Origin of the sequence: Nonomuraea sp. LPB2021202275-12-8, from assembly GCF_037044575.1 — a bacterium.
GTDB lineage: Bacteria > Actinomycetota > Actinomycetes > Streptosporangiales > Streptosporangiaceae > Nonomuraea.
The window spans coordinates 123,997-140,746 of sequence record NZ_JBAHWD010000009.1 but is presented as its reverse complement, the minus strand read 5'-3'; the positions used below and the strand labels follow the sequence as shown (position 1 = coordinate 140,746).

The 16,750-nt window shown below is 70.9% G+C and carries 17 protein-coding genes; 13 read left to right on the top strand and 4 right to left on the bottom strand.

The genetic code is table 11. From position 1 onward, the window contains the following. The first annotated feature begins 1 nt into the window (after position 1). The 5 genes from clpS (at position 2) to V5E28_RS19325 (ending at position 2,606) form a co-directional block, all read left to right on the top strand. The gene (gene clpS, locus V5E28_RS19345) at positions 2–295 is read left to right on the top strand and encodes an ATP-dependent Clp protease adapter ClpS (RefSeq protein WP_442945842.1); all 294 of its coding nucleotides are present in this window, start codon (positions 2–4) and stop codon (positions 293–295) included. A gap of 10 nt (positions 296–305) precedes the next feature. Further along, positions 306–827, top strand: a complete 522-nt coding sequence (locus V5E28_RS19340; RefSeq protein WP_336208335.1) for a DUF2017 domain-containing protein — start codon at positions 306–308, stop codon at positions 825–827. 13 nt (positions 828–840) lie between these two features. Further along, positions 841–1,242, top strand: coding sequence for a M67 family metallopeptidase (locus V5E28_RS19335; RefSeq protein WP_336208334.1), 402 nt, complete (start codon positions 841–843; stop codon positions 1,240–1,242). 142 nt (positions 1,243–1,384) lie between these two features. Then, the gene (locus V5E28_RS19330; RefSeq protein WP_336208333.1) at positions 1,385–1,657 is read left to right on the top strand and encodes a MoaD/ThiS family protein; all 273 of its coding nucleotides are present in this window, start codon (positions 1,385–1,387) and stop codon (positions 1,655–1,657) included. A 1-nt stretch (position 1,658) separates the two neighbouring features. Beyond that, positions 1,659–2,606, top strand: coding sequence for a PLP-dependent cysteine synthase family protein (locus V5E28_RS19325; protein ID WP_336208332.1), 948 nt, complete (start codon positions 1,659–1,661; stop codon positions 2,604–2,606). A gap of 77 nt (positions 2,607–2,683) precedes the next feature. On the opposite strand, the gene V5E28_RS19320 is transcribed toward V5E28_RS19325, so the two are convergent. After that, complete coding sequence (locus V5E28_RS19320) at positions 2,684–4,465, bottom strand: DUF3352 domain-containing protein (RefSeq protein WP_336208331.1); 1,782 nt, start codon at positions 4,463–4,465, stop codon at positions 2,684–2,686. Positions 4,466–4,643: 178 nt separating this feature from the next. Then, the gene (locus V5E28_RS19315; RefSeq protein ID WP_336208330.1) at positions 4,644–4,970 is read right to left on the bottom strand and encodes a hypothetical protein; all 327 of its coding nucleotides are present in this window, start codon (positions 4,968–4,970) and stop codon (positions 4,644–4,646) included. Positions 4,971–5,080: 110 nt separating this feature from the next. Here V5E28_RS19315 and V5E28_RS19310 point away from each other — a divergent pair, with 110 nt between their 5' ends. Genes V5E28_RS19310 through V5E28_RS19300 form a run of 3 tightly spaced genes read left to right on the top strand, consistent with a single transcriptional unit; the run spans position 5,081 to position 7,505 of the window. Next, positions 5,081–5,872 carry a thioesterase family protein gene (locus tag V5E28_RS19310; RefSeq protein WP_336208329.1) on the top strand — a complete coding sequence of 264 codons (792 nt, stop codon included), beginning with the start codon at positions 5,081–5,083 and terminating at the stop codon, positions 5,870–5,872. Positions 5,873–5,932: 60 nt separating this feature from the next. Next, positions 5,933–6,799 carry a glutamate racemase gene (gene murI, locus V5E28_RS19305; protein WP_336208328.1) on the top strand — a complete coding sequence of 289 codons (867 nt, stop codon included), beginning with the start codon at positions 5,933–5,935 and terminating at the stop codon, positions 6,797–6,799. Then, positions 6,753–7,505: an MBL fold metallo-hydrolase gene (locus tag V5E28_RS19300; RefSeq protein WP_336208327.1), complete on the top strand. Its 753-nt coding sequence runs from the start codon at positions 6,753–6,755 to the stop codon at positions 7,503–7,505. The genes murI and V5E28_RS19300 overlap by 47 nt, the downstream gene beginning before the upstream one ends. Here the strand turns inward: V5E28_RS19300 and V5E28_RS19295 are convergent. Continuing rightward, positions 7,490–8,728, bottom strand: a complete 1,239-nt coding sequence (locus V5E28_RS19295; protein WP_336208326.1) for an MFS transporter — start codon at positions 8,726–8,728, stop codon at positions 7,490–7,492. The genes V5E28_RS19300 and V5E28_RS19295 overlap by 16 nt on opposite strands. Positions 8,729–8,796: 68 nt before the next feature. On the opposite strand from V5E28_RS19295, the gene rph reads away from it, so the two are divergent. The 5 genes from rph to V5E28_RS19270 all read left to right on the top strand — a co-directional run bounded on the left by rph (position 8,797) and on the right by V5E28_RS19270 (position 14,205). Further along, a complete protein-coding gene (gene rph / locus V5E28_RS19290; protein WP_336208325.1) occupies positions 8,797–9,516 on the top strand; it encodes a ribonuclease PH in 720 nt (239 codons plus the stop codon). Beyond that, positions 9,513–10,109 carry an RdgB/HAM1 family non-canonical purine NTP pyrophosphatase gene (rdgB, locus tag V5E28_RS19285; RefSeq protein ID WP_336208324.1) on the top strand — a complete coding sequence of 199 codons (597 nt, stop codon included), beginning with the start codon at positions 9,513–9,515 and terminating at the stop codon, positions 10,107–10,109. Before rph ends, rdgB begins: the two co-directional genes overlap by 4 nt. Before the next feature lie 47 nt (positions 10,110–10,156). Beyond that, complete coding sequence (locus tag V5E28_RS19280) at positions 10,157–11,758, top strand: molybdopterin-dependent oxidoreductase (protein ID WP_336208323.1); 1,602 nt, start codon at positions 10,157–10,159, stop codon at positions 11,756–11,758. Between the two features lie 1,395 nt (positions 11,759–13,153). After that, positions 13,154–13,939: a toxin glutamine deamidase domain-containing protein gene (locus V5E28_RS19275; protein WP_336208322.1), complete on the top strand. Its 786-nt coding sequence runs from the start codon at positions 13,154–13,156 to the stop codon at positions 13,937–13,939. Next, positions 13,936–14,205: a hypothetical protein gene (locus V5E28_RS19270; RefSeq protein WP_336208321.1), complete on the top strand. Its 270-nt coding sequence runs from the start codon at positions 13,936–13,938 to the stop codon at positions 14,203–14,205. The genes V5E28_RS19275 and V5E28_RS19270 overlap by 4 nt, the downstream gene beginning before the upstream one ends. A 54-nt stretch (positions 14,206–14,259) precedes the next feature. On the opposite strand, the gene V5E28_RS19265 is transcribed toward V5E28_RS19270, so the two are convergent. After that, complete coding sequence (locus tag V5E28_RS19265) at positions 14,260–16,749, bottom strand: ABC transporter permease (protein WP_336208320.1); 2,490 nt, start codon at positions 16,747–16,749, stop codon at positions 14,260–14,262. Position 16,750: the final 1 nt, after the last annotated feature.

The window sequence follows — 16,750 nt, the reverse complement described above, 5'->3', positions numbered from 1 at the left end:
TGTGGGTAGCACCGCTCCAATCACCGTCGAGCGTCCTTCAACGGACGTCCGGCCCGATCTGCCATGGGTGACGATCGTCTGGAATGACCCGGTCAACCTCATGTCCTACGTGACGTATGTCTTCCAAACGGTCTTCGGCTACACCCGTGAGAAGGCCGAGAAGCTGATGATGGACGTCCACCACAAGGGCAAGGCCGTCGTGTCCAGCGGCACGCGCGAGGAGATGGAGCGCGACGTGCAGATCCTGCACTCCTACGGCCTCTGGGCGACGGTCCAGCCGGATTCGGTCAAGTGAGGCGGCGTTCGTGAGTTCGGGGTTCTCCACAGGCAGGGGCGGCGCCGTCGTCGCGACGTTCGAGGCCGCAGAGGTCTCGGTCCTGCGCTCGCTCGTCTCCATGGTCCTCGGCCTGGTGGAGCCGGGTGAGACCAGCGACGATCCGCTGGAGCAGGCGCTCGGCATCGGGGCTGGGCAGGCGCCCTCGGATCCGGTGCTGGTGCGCCTTTTCCCGTCGGCCTACGCGGACGCGCAGGAGGCGACGGAGTTCCGCCGCTACACCGAGGCGACGCTGCGCGACGGCAAGCGGGCCGACGCGCAGACCGTCCTCGGCACCGCCAAGCCGGGTCGCGTCGAGCTCACGCCCGAGCAGGCGCAGTCCTGGCTGCGCGCGCTCAACGACGTGCGGCTGACCCTCGGCGTCAAGCTGGAGGTGACCGAGGAGATCCACGAAGAGATCGAGAACATGACCGAGGATGATCCGCGTTATGCGGCCTTCGTCACCTACGACTGGCTGACCTACCTCCAGGACACCCTGATCCGGGCCCTCTGATAACTTCCGCAGCATGCTGACGATCTCACAGGAACTCGTTGACAAGATCGTTGCCCACGCCCGGGCCGACCACCCCGACGAGGCGTGTGGCGTCATCGCGGGCCGCGAAGGGGTGCCGGAGCGGTTCGTCCCGATGGCGAACGCTGAGCGCTCGCCCACCTTCTACCGCTTCGACTCGATGGAGCAGTTCCGCGTCTGGCGCGAGATGGACGACCGTGACGAGGAGCCTGTGGTGATCTACCACTCGCACACCGCCACCGAGGCCTATCCGTCGCGGACCGACGTGTCCTACGCCTCCGAGCCGAACGCCCACTATGTCCTGGTCTCCACGCGGGCTGAGGACGAAGTGGAGTTCCGCTCCTACCGGATCGTCGACGGTGAGATTTCCGAGGAGGAGGTAAGGTTTATCCCATGATGGTCAGGCCTGTGCAGAGTTTTCTCTTCGCACACACTCCGGCTGTCGTCGTCTACGACTGTCGCTGAGCTGGAATTCCGCAGCCAGCCGCCGGCGTTGGACGCCGACGGGACGACGACCTGATCCGAGGAGACTGACAGCGATGGCCATCGAGGTCCGCATTCCGACCATCCTGCGTAATTACACCGACGGCGCCAAGGCCGTCGACGCCGAGGGCGCGACCCTCGACGAGCTGATCGCCAACCTGGAGTCCCGCCACCCGGGCATCAAGGACCGCCTGGTCGATCAGGGCGGCCTGCGCCGCTTCGTGAACGTCTACCTGAACGACGAGGACGTGCGCTTCCTCGGCGGCCTGGGCACCCCGGTGGCCGACGGCGACACGGTGACCGTCCTGCCTGCTGTCGCCGGCGGCTGACATGCGGTTCGAATCGCTGACCGACTCCGTGGGGCGGACGCCCCTCGTGGGCCTGCCGCGCCTGTCGCCGTCCACTGACGTGCGGATCTGGGCCAAGCTGGAGGACCGCAACCCGACGGGCTCGATCAAGGACCGGCCCGCGCTCTGGATGGTCGAGGAGGCGGAGAAGGACGGCCTGCTCACCCCGGGCTGCACGATCCTGGAGCCCACCAGCGGCAACACCGGCATCTCGCTGGCCATGGCGGCCAAGCTCAAGGGCTACAAGCTGGTCTGCGTCATGCCGGAGAACACCTCCGAGGAGCGCCGCCAGCTGCTGCGCATGTGGGGTGCGGAGATCATCTCCTCGCCGGCCGCGGGCGGCTCCAACGAGGCGGTCCGGGTGGCCAAGGGCCTGGCCGCGTCCCACCCGGACTGGGTGATGCTCTACCAGTATGGAAACCCGGCCAACTGGCGTTCCCACTACGAGTCGACCGGCCCGGAGATTCTCGAGGACCTGCCCACCGTGACCCACTTCGTGGCCGGGCTGGGCACCACCGGGACCCTCATGGGCGTCGGGCGCTTCCTGCGTGAGCGGGTGCCGGAGGTGCGGATCGTGGCCGCCGAGCCGCGCTACGGTGAGCTGGTCTACGGCCTGCGCAACGTGGACGAGGGATTCATCCCTGAGCTGTACGACGAGTCGGTGCTGACCACGCGCTTCTCGGTGGGCTCGGCCGACGCCCTGCGCCGCACCAGGGAGCTGCTGACCTCGGAGGGCATCTTCGCGGGCGTCTCCACCGGCGCCGCCCTGCACGCCGCGCTCGGTGTGGCACGCAAGGCCGTGCAGGCGGGGGAGCGGGCCGACGTCGTGTTCGTGGTGGCCGACGGCGGCTGGAAGTATCTGTCCACCGGAGCCTACGAGGGCACTCTGGACGAGGCGGAGCAGCGCCTGGAAGGGCAGCTCTGGGCCTGATCTGACCGCGTCATGCGCGCGTCATGCGAAAGGGGCGGCCGGCGAGATGCCGGCCGCCCCTCTTCACGTCCTGGCGGCTAGTTGAACAGCACGCGCAGCGAGAACGTCATGTCCGTGTCCGTCTGCGTGCCGCTGAAACCGACGGCGCGCAGAACCTGGAGGTTGGCCTTCTCGTCGCCCTGCATGTTCTCCAGGTATAGCTTCTCGACCTTGTCCAGGTCCACGAAGAGCCCGTAGGTGGCGGCGTCCGCGTCCGGGATGGCGGTCTGGAAGGTCTCGCTGTCTCCCAGCGCTCCGTCCTCGGCGAGCTTCTTGGCGTACTCGTCCGTGGTGGCCACGGTGAAGACGCCGTCGCCGGCGACCTTGGCGATCTGGGGCGCCGGCTGGCCGCTGGACGACATGGCCTGGATGACCTTGTCGAGGACGGCCTGCGCCTTGGCCGGGTCCGTGGCGATGCGGACGCCGCCCTTCATCTGGTCGCTGTCGAGGCCCTCGCTGTCGAGCGCGATCGTGAAGTTCTTGCCCAGGATGGTCGCCAGGTCGTCGGGGAGCTGCAGGCCGAACTGGGTCCTGGCCTGCTCGACGAACTGCTTGAACTGGGCCCCGCTGGGCGTCGCCGCGGCGGACTTCTCGATCTCGGCCCACTTGGTGGTGATGAGCTGGTCCAGGCCGGACATCGAGAACGCGCCCGCGGTGGTGGCGGGCAGCTTCGCCAGCGAGGTGCCGGGCAGCTCCGCGCCGTTGGTGAGGTTCTTGCCGCCCCGCACCACTCCGGCCAGCTCGGCGTAGGCGCCGTCGAACCGCAGTGCGCCCGCGAACCGGGCCGTCTTGATCTGGTCGAGCACCTGCGTCTGCTCGGCCGTCAGGTCGCCCTTGGCCAGCTCGCTCAGCTTGCCGACGTGCGCCCAGAAGGACAGCACGCCCTGCTCACCCATGGCGTTCAGGTCGTCGCTGAACTCGGCGTTGTCGGCAAGGCTGCCTTCCTCGGCGGCGTACTTGTCGGCGAGTTGCTGAGTAGTGGTGACCAGGGCGTAGTCGTCGCGGAAGGCGAGCCCGTACTTCTCCTCGCCCATCAGCTTGGCGATGCCCGCCTTGGCCGCCTCCTCGTCCTTGACCTGGACGGCCATGGCGAAGTCCGGCTGCTCGCCGCCGGAGGGCAGCACGCCGAAGCCGACCCTGCTGCCGAGCCACGGGTCGACGTCCCTGGCGAAATCGATCTTGGCGAAGTCCTCGCCGCCGTCCTTCTTGAGGGCGTCGAACAGCGCCTGGCGCGGGTCCTCGCCCTTGAAGCTGTCCTTCGTGGCGGTGAACTTCTGGGCGATCTGGAACAGCGCCAGCTTCTGGTTGGCGGCCGGGTCCAGGTCGAGACGGACGTAGGCGATGGAGGCAGCGGGGAGCACGTCGTGCGGCTGCGTGCCGCCGCCGCCGATCGCGCCGACCGCCCACACCGCGCCGCCGCCGAGTAACACCACGGCCAGCGCGGAGGCGATGGCGATCACCCAGCCCTTACGGCCCTTCTTGGGCGGCTCACCGCCCGCGCCGAGCACTTCGGGGCCATGGTTCTGCCAACCGCCGCCCTGGCCCGGCTGGCCGAGCTGGTCCTGCGGGCCGTACGGGGCGCCGTAGGCGGGCTGCTGGCCATAGGCGGCCTGCGGGTTGTAGGACGGCTGCTGGCCCTGGGGCTGCTGGCCGTACTGGGGCTGCTGGCCGTACGGCTGCTGGCCGTAGGACGCCTGCTGGCCGTACGGGGCCTGCTGACCAGGCGCCGCCTGCTGGCCGTACTGGGGCTGCTGGCCATACGGCTGCTGCTGCTGGTAGGGCTGCTGCGGCGGGTACGGCTGGCCGTGCGACTGGGGCATCGTCGGCGGGTTCTCAGGCTGCTGCTCCTGGTTCCACCGGTACGCCGTGGTCCGGTCAGGATCTTGGCCCCGTGGGGGATTATTCGCAGACATCACTCAACTCACAGTGTGGACTTATGACCACAAAGAAGGTAGCTGATGTTGCTAGACGGGCGCTTGCAATGTGCTGAAGTGTGGCCTATGCCCGGTTGAGCTCCTGGCGGAGCGTGCTGATGTGCACCTCGCCTTCGCTGTAGTCCTCCACGTGGGCCCATGGCACGAACGTGCATCCGGCGTACACCAGGCGGCCCATCATCCTGGAGACCCAGGGCGGGCGGCCGTGGCGGTCTCGGGTGAGGCCGAGCAGCAGTGGCCCGCGCCTGGCCGACACCACGAGACCGTAGACGGTATTGGCCTGCTGCAGCTCGCCCCTGTGCTTGACCACGCGTATGTCCACGACGTGACCGACCCACACCCCGTTGGCGTCCCATACGGACTGCCCGATGAGTTCGGTGACACTTGCCATGATCGAACTTTCGCAGCCGTATCACGTTTTCGCAGGTAGGCGCGCTGATGGGCGGATGCCGTAGAGTATGGGGTACTAGAATATAGTTCCAGATTTCAGGGCAGGGGCGGATGACCAAGTTCGACGAGGCCACGCAGGCGATCCGGATCGACGAGACCACCTATGACGTGTGCCTCGATCCCGGTTACGCGATCGGCGGCCCGCTCAACGGCGGCTATCTCATCGCGGTGGTCCTGCGCGCGGTGGTGGACGACTCACCGTTCGAGCACCCGGTGAGCACGACCTCGCAGTTCCTCAAGTCCCCCGTCGCCGGCCCGGCACAGGTGCGCGTCGAACGGCTCAAGGCAGGCAGGACCGCCGCCTTCACCCGCGCCACGCTCGTCCAGGACGGCGTCGCGCAGATCGAGAGCCTGGTCACCACCGCGACGCTGCACGACGCGGAGCCTGTCTACGCGAGCGCGCCCGGACACGTCATGCCCCCGCCCGAAGAGTGCGTCAAGCTCCCCGACCCCAAGCCCGAGTCGGGCATGACGCTGAACGCCCAGATGGAGCTGCGCTTCGACCCGCCCACGATCGACTGGCTCAACGGCCGCCCCACCGGCAGGCCCGAGGCGCGCGCCTACTTCCAGATGGCCGAGCCGCAGGACCCCGACCCCTTCGTGCTGGCGCTGGCCATCGACGCGCTGCCGCCGGTGGTCTTCTCCGCCGGGCTGCGCGGCTGGGCGCCGACCGTCGACCTCACCTGGCACCTGCGGGCGCTGCCCGCCCCAGGCCCGCTCGTGCTGCTCGGCGGCGGACGTCTCATCGCCGACGGCTGGTTCGACGAGGAGGTCGAAGCCTGGGACTCGGCGGGCCGGCTCGTCGCCCAGTCTCGCCAGCTGGCGCGGGTGGGGCGCGGGTGACACACGCGCTGTGAGCATTCTTACGCAGTGCGGATGCCGCTGGTCGCCTACCCTCTAAGCGTGCCGGACGCGAGTATTGGAATCTTCGACAGCGGGGTCGGCGGCCTGACGGTCGCGCGCGCGATCATCGACCAGTTGCCGCACGAATCCATCACCTACGTGGCCGACACGGCCCGCCAGCCGTACGGGCCGAGACGCATCGCCGAGGTGCGCGCCTACGCGCTCGAGGTGATGGACCACCTCGTCGAGCATGACGTCAAGATGCTCGTGATCGCGTGCAACAGCGCCAGCGCGGCCGTGCTGCGCGACGCCCGCGAGCGCTACGACGTGCCCGTCGTCGAGGTGATCCAGCCCGCCACCCGGCGCGCGGTGCGCGCCACGCGCACCGGCAGGGTCGGTGTGATCGCCACCCGGGCCACGATCGACTCGATGGCCTATCACGACGCCTTCACCGCCGCTCCCCATGTGCGACTCACCGGCGTGGCCGCCCCACGCCTGGTGGAGTACGTCGAGCGCGGCGAGACGGCCAGCGAGGAGCTGATCGAGGTCGTCCGCGGCTATCTGGAGCCCATCCAGGCGGCCGGCTGCGACACGCTCATCCTCGGCTGCACCCACTACCCGCTGCTCACCGGAGCCATCTCCTATGTCGCCGGTGACGGGGTAACGCTGGTGTCCAGCGCCGACGAGACGGCCAAGGACGTCTACCGCATCCTGCACGACCGCGATCTGGCGGCCGGTAGCGAAGCCACCCCCCGGCACCGCTTCCGCGCCACCGGCGACTCCATGCTCTTCGCCCGGCTCGGACGCCGTTTCCTAGGTCCGGAGATCGATGCGGTCGAAGTCGCACCAGTGGGGGGTACTACCTACAAGGGAGGCCCACATGAAGGTGACCATCATCGGCTGTTCGGGGAGCTTCCCCGGTCCTGACAGCCCCGCGTCCTGCTATCTCGTCGAGGCCGAGGGATTCCGGCTGCTGCTCGACTTCGGCAGCGGATCGCTGGGCGCGCTCCAGCGCCACATCGGCCTGTACGACGTCGACGCGATCTGTCTGACCCACCTGCATGCCGACCACTGCCTGGACCTGTGCGGCTATCACGTGGCCCGCACCTACGGCCCCGCCGCGCCGTACCCGCGGGTGCCCGTGTACGCGCCGGTGGACGCCCCGCGGCGGCTGGCCGCCGCCTACGGCATGCCGGACGAGCCGGACCTGGAGACCGCGTTCGACTTCGCCGGCCTGGCGCCCGGCAGGTTCGACGTCGGCCCCTTCACGGTGACCGCCGCCCTGGTCAACCACCCCGTCGAGGCGTACGGATTCCGCGTCGAGCACGGCGGGCGCAGCGTCGCCTACTCCGGCGACACCGGCGAGTCCAACGACCTGGTCAAGCTGGCGGCGGACGCCGACATCCTGCTGTGCGAGGCGTCGCTGGTCGACCAGCCCGACCTGCCCACCGGGCTGCACCTGACCGGCCGCCAGGCCGCCGAGCACGCCGCCCAGGCAGGCGTCGGACGGCTCGTGCTCACCCACCTCGTGCCCTGGAACGACCCGGCCACCATCATGGGCGACGCTCTCAGGGGCGGCTTCGACGGCCCGGTCGAGCTGGCACGCAGCGGCGCCGTCTACGACCTCAGCTGAACCTGCGAGAAGTCGCGCATCCGCGTCAGCGGCGAGAAGAGCAGCGGCAGGAACGAGATCAGCCGACCGCCCATGAACACCCACAGCGCCTCACGCACGCCGATCTGCTGCGCCACGACACCGCCGAGCAGCGCCCCGATCGGCATCGTCCCCCAGACGACGAACCTGACGGTGGCGTTGACCCGACCCAGCATGTGCTCGGGCGCCACGGCCTGGCGGTAGGAGAGCTGCCCGACGTTGTAGAGGATCGCGCCCAGGGAGAGCGTGATCGAGGTGATCACGAAGAAGGAGACGCGCCAGTCGGCCTCCGTCATCGGCAGCAGCAGGCCGAACGGTGAGCTGACGGCCATGCCCAGCCAGGTCACCCGGGCCATGCCGTACCTCCTGAAGAGCGGACCGCCGACGAGCCCGCCGATCAGCCCGCCCACCGCACCCGACATGAGCAGCAGGCCGATCAGGCCGGCCGGAAGCAGGACCACGTCGGCCAGGAACAGGACGGACAGGCCCAGCACGGCGCTGAGGCAGAGATTCGTCGCCGCGGTGGTCATCATGATCGGGCGCAGCAGCCGGTCACGCCAGACGAACGCGAACCCCTCGCCGATGCCCCGGAACAGCCCGCCCTTCTCTACCGCGGCCACGGGCCGGTCCGCCGCCCTGATCGTGCTCAGGAAGATCAGCGAGCCGAGCGACGCCAGCGCCGTGGCGAGCAGCGTGCGCGGCGCGCCGAGCAGCTGCACCAGCAGGCCGCCCAGGCCGGGGCCCGCCAGCGCGCCGCTGGACCGCACCACCTCCAGCTTGGCGTTGCCGTCACCGAGGCCGCCCTTGTCCACCAGGTCCGGCAGGTAGGTCTGGTCGGCCACGTCGTTGAACACCCCGGCCGCGCTGACCAGCAGGGCCACCACGCACAACAGCCAGATCGACAGCACCCCGAGCGCCTGCGCCAGCGGGATGCTCGCCAGCAGCAGGGACCTGGCCAGATCGGCGGTCATCATCACCCGTCGCTTCCGCATCCGGTCGACCCACACCCCCGCGGGCAGGCCGATGATCAGAAACGCCGAGGTCTGTAACGCGGAAAGCACCCCGACCTCCATTGGAGAGGCGTGCAGTGCCAGCACGGCGACCATAGGAAGGGCCACTCGCGAAATGTTGGCGCCTATTTCGTTGGCCACGTGCGAGCCGAGAAAGCGGAGAAAGTCAGGGTTGCGCAACACCCCCGTTGTCATTGCGTAAGGATCGCTGTGGCGGACACTCTCGGTCAAGAGCGTTGTGGCGCGGAGATAGGGTGATCTGCATGTCACGACAGGATGGCCGCAATTCTGACCAGCTCCGCCCCATCACCATCAGCAGGCAGTGGCTTTCGCATGCCGAGGGCTCTGTGCTGGTGGAATTCGGTGGCACCCGGGTGCTCTGCGCGGCCTCAGTCCAGGACAGCGTGCCGCGCTGGCGCAGAGGCAGCGGGCAGGGCTGGGTGACGGCCGAATACGCCATGTTGCCGCGCGCCACCAACACCCGCAACGACCGCGAGTCCGTGCGCGGCAAGATAGGCGGCCGCACCCACGAGATCTCCCGCCTGATCGGACGCTCGCTGCGCGGCTGCGTCGACTACAAGGCGCTCGGTGAAAACTCCATCGTGCTCGACTGCGACGTGCTGCAGGCCGACGGAGGCACCCGGACCGCCGCCATCACCGGCGCCTACGTGGCGCTCGCCGACGCCGTCGCGTGGATGCGCGAGCGCAAGATGTGCCCCGGCGACCCGCTCATCGGCTCGGTGTCCGCGGTCTCCGTGGGCGTCGTCGGCGCGGTGCCGATGCTCGACCTGTGCTACGTCGAGGACGTGGCGGCCGAGACGGACATGAACGTGGTCATGACCGGCGAAGGCAGCTTCGTCGAAGTGCAGGGCACCGCCGAGGGAGCGCCGTTCGACCGCGCGGTGCTCAACCAGCTCCTCGACCTCGCCGTGGCAGGTTGCGAGGAGCTGACGCTCATCCAGCAGGAGGCACTGGGCTCATGAAGATCGTGCTCGCCACCCGCAACCCGGGCAAGATCGCGGAGTTGCGCCGCATTCTGACGGGGTTCGAGATCGTGGGGCTGGAGGAGTTCCCCTCGATCGGGGAGATCGCCGAGACCGGCGTCACCTTCGAGGAGAACGCCCTGATCAAGGCGCACGCGGTGGCCCAGGGATCGGGGCTGCCCGCGGTGGCCGACGACTCGGGGCTCTGCGTCGACGTGCTGGGCGGCATGCCGGGCGTCTTCTCCGCCCGCTGGTCCGGACGCCACGGCGACGACCAGGCCAATCTGGACCTGCTGCTGGCCCAGGTTTCCGACGTGCCCGCCGCCAAGCTGGCCGCGCACTTCGCCTGCGCCGCCGCGCTCGCGCTGCCGTCGGGCGAGTCACGGGTGGCCGAAGGGATCCTGCCGGGACGCATCGTCTCCACACCGCGCGGGACCAACGGGTTCGGCTACGACCCCGTCCTGGTGCCCGACGGTGAGACCCGGACCACGGCCGAGCTGTCGCCGGAGGAGAAGGACGCCATCAGCCACCGCGGCCGGGCCTTCCGCGCCCTGGCCCCGATCGTGCGCGAGCTGCTCTCCGAGCGCTCGTAACCACCGCGTAAGAACCCCGGCACGCCGGGCGGCGTAGCGTCGGCAGTGTGCAGAGCAACGAGAGCGTGCCCGCCTGGGCCGGCGCGCTGGCGGGAATCGTCGCCGGGGGCGTGGCCCTGGGCGTGGCGCAACTGGCGTCGGGGCTGGTGAGGCCCGAGGCCTTCCCCGTGGTGGCCGTGGGCGACGTGGTGGTGGATCTCTCGCCGGCGCCGCTGAAAGAGTTCGCCATCCGGACGTTCGGCCAGAACGACAAGGCCGTCCTCGTCGGTGGCGTGTTCGTGGTGCTCGGGTTGCTCGCCGCCGTCATCGGCGTGCTGGCCAGGCGCAGAACCTGGTACGGCCTGGCGGGGCTGGCCGGCTTCGCGGTGGTGGGCGTGACGGCGGTGCTGAGCAGGCCCGAGGCCCAGGGGGTCGATGTCCTGCCCACGCTGGCGGGGGTCGGGGCGGGGGCCTGGGCGCTGGTGTGGCTGATCGGGCGAGCCAGGGTCGCGGTGCCCGCCGAGCCCGTACAGCAGGCCGTACGCGACGAGTCCGAGGCCGTGGAGCGGCCGGCGGTCATGCGGGCGGGCCGCGAGCCGATGGTGTTCGACCGGCGGCGGCTGCTGACCGGGGTCGCCGGCGGCGTGGCGGTCGCGGGGGCCGCGACGGTGCTGGGGCGCGGTCTCGCAGGTCGGCGGACCGTGGACGCCGCCAGGATCGGCGTGGCGCTGCCCCGGCCTGCGAGCCCGCTGCCGGCGCTGCCGTCGGGCGTGGACTTCAAGCTCAACGGTCTCTCGTCCTTCGTCACGAGAAATCAGGACTTCTACCGGGTCGACACCGCGCTCGTCGTGCCCCAGGTGGACCCGAAGACCTGGACGCTCCGCATCCACGGCCTGGTGGACCGGCCCGTCGAGATCACCTACGACGACCTGCTCAAACGCCCGCTCACCGAGGCGGACGTCACGCTCACCTGCGTCTCCAACGAGGTCGGCGGGCCCTACGTCGGCAACGCCAGGTGGCTCGGCGTCCGCATGGCCGACGTGCTGCGCGAGGCCGGCCTGAGGTCCGACGCCGACATGCTCCTGTCCACCTCCGACGACGGCTTCACCTGCGGCACCCCGCTGGACGTCGTCATGGACGGCCGCGACGCCCTGTTCGCCATCGCCATGAACGGTGAGGTGCTCCCCGTCGACCACGGCTTCCCGGTGCGCCAGGTGGTGCCGGGGTTGTACGGGTACGTCTCGGCCACCAAGTGGGTCGTGGACATCAAGGTGACGAGGTTCGACACCGACGAGGCCTACTGGACTCCGCGCGGCTGGGCCGCCAGAGGCCCCATCAAGACCCAGTCGCGCATCGACCTGCCCAAACCGGGAGCCACGGTGACCGCAGGCCGCACCACGATCGCCGGCGTCGCCTGGGCCCAGCACACCGGCGTCTCCGCCGTCGAGGTCCGCGTCGACCGGGGCGAGTGGCGTCAGGCGAGACTGGCCCAGGTGCCGGGGCCGGACACCTGGCGGCAGTGGGCACTGGACTGGGACGCCACCCCGGGCGACCACACGATCGAGGTACGCGCCACGGACGTCGCCGGCCGCACCCAGACGGAGGACCGCACCCCCATCGCCCCGGACGGCGCCACGGGCTGGCACACCATCACCGTCGAGGCCGCCTGACCCTGCCTTCGCGGGTGGTTTCGAGGGCCGCGCCGAGGCCGTCGTACCGTCCGGTGGGGGGCCGACGGGTCCGGTTGTCCCGCGTTTGTGCTGGTACGGGCGCTAGACCTGGCCGAGAATCTTCCTGACTTCGCCTCTTCCTCGTGGTGGCGGCCCCTACGATCGGTCGTCGAGTATGACAGGAGGCAGGACGTGTTCCGCGACCGCAAGTCCAGCGTCCGGTGGGTCCTTCCCGAGGGGCGGTACAACCCCGTGGTCGCTGACGGGGTCCGCTGGCTCGACTACGAGCGCGCAGCCGACCCCGACCCGACCGACTCCACGCCCACCGACCCGACCGACTCCGCCGACCCGGCCCCGGCCGCCCACACGAGCCCGCCTGATCCGCCGGCCGGACAGCACCCGCACGCCCGGATGCCGCACGACCACAGTCCGAACGGCCGATCCCGCGACGGCGAGTCGGCCGGCTCGGGCGCAGCCGGTCCCTTGTGGCGCGGGGCGCTCTTCGACGGCCCGAACACCGGCGGCCGCACGCCACCCGGGACGGGCGCCACTTCCGCGAACCCGCGAGCGCCCGGCGCGGGAGATCGCGACCAGCGGGCGGCCCCGTCCAACGGCTCGCCTCGGGGCACCGAGGCGAGCGGCTCTCAACAGCTCGGCGGTTCTCAGCGGCCCGGCGGTTCTCAGCAGCCCAGCAGCCCTCAGCAGCCCGGCAGCCCGAACGGCTCCCGGCCGATGGCGCCGGGGGACCTGTCCCGAAACGGGACGACGGCCGGGATGTCGAACGGCGCCACGATGCCGACGGGAAACGCCCCTGGCATCGCGAGGCCGGCCAGTCCACCGCCGATGCCGGCCGCGCCCCCCGCATCAGGATGCTCGGCGTGGTCCGGGTCCGCTCTCGGGCCGGATTCCTGCGCGACTCAAGCGGCGCACGAGCACCCGTCGCCGTTCACGGGTTTCTGGCCCGGCACGGCACCCCGTACCGGTCAGGAAACCGGGGCCGGTTCTCCGTCCGCGGCGCCGAGCGGGACCCAGGCTCGCCCTGGCGCCGCGGCCCACGGTGAAGTCTCGACCTCCGGCGGCGCCGCGCAGCACAACCCAGCTGCCGTGGGTGGCACTGCCGCTCAGGGGCGGGCTCCGGCTCAGGGAAGCCCCCAGGGTGCCGCCCCTCGTCCAGGTGGCCCGCCGGCGCAGGATGGCGCCTCTGCTCGAAGCGCCGCTACCCGGGGCGGCACGTCCGCACCCGGGAGCGCGCCGGCGGGGACCCGCGGCATGTCAGCCCACCCCGCACCGGCGCCGGCCGGGACTCGCGGCACGCCGGCCCACCCCGCACCGGCGCCGGCCGGGACTCGCGGCATGTCAGCCCACCCCGCACCCGCGCCGGACAGACCGGAGACGGTGACGCGACCCTCCGGCCCCGGCAGCGGGACGGCCGGGGCCGATGAGCGGGCCCTGTCCGGCACCGCCGGCCCGGCTCGCGCGTCCGCCGCATCGCCCACGCCGCGCCCGGCCGATCCTGCCGGTGGGGTCGGCGGCTGGTGGAGAGGGGGCGGTACGGCGGCGTACGACTGGTTCGACTGGCCGCACCGGCCGCCCAAGCTCGCCGACAGCAGGCCCTACGGTGTGCCGGGCGGGCTGGCGCGGCCGGACCCGCAGGTCGAGCAGGACCTGGCGGGGGCCGTGCCGCAGGGCGCGCGGTTCCCCGACCCGCGCGGCACCTGGGTGCGGCTGATCAACGGCGGTGGACCGACGGACGATCCGTTCAGGGCATCGAACGCCGCCGACTGCGCGCTGGCCGTGCTGTCCACGTGGCACGGCGAGCCCGCGGCGTCCGCTCCGAGGATGCCGGAGTACGACAGGATCGGCAGGCCGCTGCTGACCGGCGAGACCGGGAGCGCCGCTCGGATGGAGCGCTGGGTGGGGCAGCGGTTCCAGCACGCGGGTCAGGGGCGGCACGCGTACCCGATGGTGGCGCGACGGCTGCGGGAGGCGGGACACGGGGCGTCGGCCGTCATCGTGGTGCGCTGGCCCGGCGGCGGGGCGCACGCCTGGAACGCGGTCAACTCCCACGGCGAGGTGATCTGGATAGACGCGCAGCGCGGACACATGGCCGTCGAGCCGCCCTACACCACGGTGACCGGGGTGTTCTGCGTCATCCTCGACAGGCAGGGGCAGCCACGATGAACCTGGACCAGGCGCGGGCGATCGCGGAGGAGTACTTCAACGGTGTACGGCCGGCGGACGTGACGCACTCGGTCGGGATCTACGGGTTCAGCGAGGGACATGTCGCCTGGGTGCGCGAGCTGGACCCCGACGACCCGGCGCGGCTGCCGGACTCGGTGGGCGGCGGCTGCATCGTCATCGACGGGAGTTCGGGCGAGGTGGTGGCCCGCCCCCTGCTCGACCCGGAGACGGTCGCCGAGCTGTGGCCCAGCCACAGGACTCGCTGACCGAGCGTTCCTCGCATCGTGGCGGACGCCGGGAAGGCACCCGGCGTCCGCCCCTCATCCCGCGGCGAGCGAGCCGACGATCGACGCCCTCGCGGCCCGGCGGGAGGGCGCGATCGCGGCCAGCACCCCGGCCAGACCCGAGAGCAGCACGAACAGCCCGATCTGCGCCGCGGACGCCGAGAAGACCGCCCCGTCCAGCATCGCCTGCACGGCCGCCCAGCCGAACGAGACCCCGAGCACCACTCCGACCAGCGCGCCGATCAGTCCGAGCACCAGCGCCTCCACCGAGAGCATCCGCCGCAACTGCGGCCTCGTCAGCCCGAGCGCCCGCAGCAGTGCCGACTCCCTGGTCCGCTCATGCACCGACAGGGAGAGCGTGTTGGCGATGCCGAGCAGCGAGATGAGGATGGCCAGCCCCAGCAACCCCGTGATGATCATCAGCACCATGTCGAGCGTCTCGTCGAACTGGCCCCGGACCTCGGTCGAGCTCTGCACCTGGACCGTCGGGTAGCCGGCGGTCGCCGCGTCCACCACCGCCCGCGCCCGCTCCGGCGGCACTCCGTCGCCGATGTTGAGCAGCACCCGGCTGTCACCCGACCCGCCGAACGCCTCGTCGAACTGCCGCTCGGCCATCGTGAGGCTCGGGAGCGCCGACTCGCCTCCGCTGATGACGGCCACCACCTTCAGCGGGACCGTACCGGCCTTCTTGGTCCTGACGGACACCGAGTCGCCCACCCGCACGCCGAGATCCGTGGCGGCGTAGTCGGCCAGGACCGCCTGACCGGCCCCGAGATCCCGCCAGGAACCGGAGATGACCTGAGGCTTGATCGGGCCGTCGTAGGTGCCCACTTCGACCTTGATGTCGCCGACCGACGCCTGGGTGCCGCGGATCTGCAGCACCGCCGCCAGCTCCGGCCTGGTCCGCAGCTGCTCGCCGATCGTGCGGGGGATGGCGTCGCGCTCCTGGGTGACGAGCTGGTAGTCGACCGGGAACTGCTCGTCGAGCTTGACCGTCACCGTGGCCCGCGTCGAAGCCGTGACCACCGAGATCAGCGTCATGAGCGTCACGCCGATGGTCAGCGCCACGGTCGTGGTCGCGGCCCGTCTGGGATTGCGGCCCGAGTTGTCCACGGCCAGCCGTCCGGGCACGCCGAACAGTTTGGCCGGGATCCAGCCGACCAGCGCGCTCAGCGGCTTGACCAGGACCGGTCCCAGGATCAGTACCCCCAGGAAGGTCAGCACGCCGCCCGCCATCACCACCAGCAGCGAGGTCTGCTCGCCGGGAGGCAGCGCCAGCGCGCCGGTGGCGGCCGCGCCGAGCCCCGCCAGCAGGAACAGGGAGGCGAAGACGACCCTGAGCGCCCCAGTGCGGAACGTCTGCTCCTCCGTCTGCGTGCGCAGCGCGGCGATCGGCGCGACCCGGGTGGCCGTGCGCGCGGGCAGTACAGCCGCGCCCATGGTCACCACGAGCCCGATGAACAGGCTGATGGCGATCGTGTCCGGCGCCAGCGTGACCGCCGCGTCGGTGGGCAGCGGGGCCTCGAACGCGCCGAGCACCGCCAGCGTGAGCACGCTCAGGCCGTAGCCGGCCGCCAGGCCGAGCACCGAGGCGACCAGCCCGACCACCGCCGACTCGATCAGGATCGAGCCGAACACCTGCCCGCGGGTGGCGCCGATGCAGCGCAGCAGCGCCATCTCCCTGGTGCGCTGCGCGACCAGGATGTTGAAGGTGTTGTAGATCACCAGCGTGGCCACCAGCATCGCCACCAGGCCGAACATCAGCAGCCCGACGGTGAGCGTCTCCATCTCGATGCCGGCCTGCTGGGCAAGGCTCCGGGCGAGCTCGTCCCCGGTCCGGACCACGTGACCGCCGCCGACGGCGTCCGCGACGGCCCGCTTCAGCCGGACCGGATCGGCCCCCGCCACGTCGATCTCCTGGAACCCGCGCTCGCCCGTCATCCGCTGCGCCGTCGCCGTGGTGAACCCGATCGCACCGGTGTAGGACAGTTCCTGGTCCACACCGGGGTCGAGGATGCCGACGAGCTTGAACAGGTGCTCGCGCTGCTTGGCGTCGAGCACCCTGATGGTGTCGCCGAGCCGGAAGCCCTCGGCCTTGGCGGTGTTCTTGTCGAGCACGGCCGCCTGGTCGTCGGAGCCGGGGCCGGTGCCACTGACGATCATGGTCCGGTCCAGGGCTCCCGGCACGATCGAGACGGCCGTCGTCGGCAGACTGCCCACGGTCTTGCCGTCCTTGCCCAGCAGCGGTGCGCTCCCGCGCACCAGCCCATGCGCCTCGCGCACCCCGGCCACGCCGCGCACCCGTTCCAGCGTTTCCGGCGCGATCCCCTTCTCGCGCTCTTCGGGCAGTACGGCCACCGCCACCTTCTCGGCGTCGGCCGTGACCCGCTGGGCGAACCCGGCCTGGATGGTGTCGTTCAGCACGAACGTGCCCGCGATGAACGCCACCCCCAGCATGATCGCCAGCGAGGTGAGCAGCAGCCTCAGCTTGTGCGCGCGCAGCCCGGCCCGGGCCGTCTTCAGCACC

What these genes read in the sequence shown, in the direction of transcription:
- rdgB (WP_336208324.1), top strand. Translation starts at nt 9,513, where the DNA reads ATGAAGATCGTGCTCGCCACCCGCAACCCGGGCAAGATCGCGGAGTTG.
- V5E28_RS19320 (WP_336208331.1), bottom strand. Translation starts at nt 4,465, where the DNA reads ATGCCCCAGTCGCACGGCCAGCCGTACCCGCCGCAGCAGCCCTACCAG.
- V5E28_RS19270 (WP_336208321.1), top strand. Translation starts at nt 13,936, where the DNA reads ATGAACCTGGACCAGGCGCGGGCGATCGCGGAGGAGTACTTCAACGGT.
- V5E28_RS19325 (WP_336208332.1), top strand. Translation starts at nt 1,659, where the DNA reads ATGCGGTTCGAATCGCTGACCGACTCCGTGGGGCGGACGCCCCTCGTG.
- V5E28_RS19335 (WP_336208334.1), top strand. Translation starts at nt 841, where the DNA reads ATGCTGACGATCTCACAGGAACTCGTTGACAAGATCGTTGCCCACGCC.
- V5E28_RS19300 (WP_336208327.1), top strand. Translation starts at nt 6,753, where the DNA reads ATGAAGGTGACCATCATCGGCTGTTCGGGGAGCTTCCCCGGTCCTGAC.
- V5E28_RS19310 (WP_336208329.1), top strand. Translation starts at nt 5,081, where the DNA reads ATGACCAAGTTCGACGAGGCCACGCAGGCGATCCGGATCGACGAGACC.
- V5E28_RS19295 (WP_336208326.1), bottom strand. Translation starts at nt 8,728, where the DNA reads ATGACAACGGGGGTGTTGCGCAACCCTGACTTTCTCCGCTTTCTCGGC.
- V5E28_RS19315 (WP_336208330.1), bottom strand. Translation starts at nt 4,970, where the DNA reads ATGGCAAGTGTCACCGAACTCATCGGGCAGTCCGTATGGGACGCCAAC.
- rph (WP_336208325.1), top strand. Translation starts at nt 8,797, where the DNA reads ATGTCACGACAGGATGGCCGCAATTCTGACCAGCTCCGCCCCATCACC.
- V5E28_RS19330 (WP_336208333.1), top strand. Translation starts at nt 1,385, where the DNA reads ATGGCCATCGAGGTCCGCATTCCGACCATCCTGCGTAATTACACCGAC.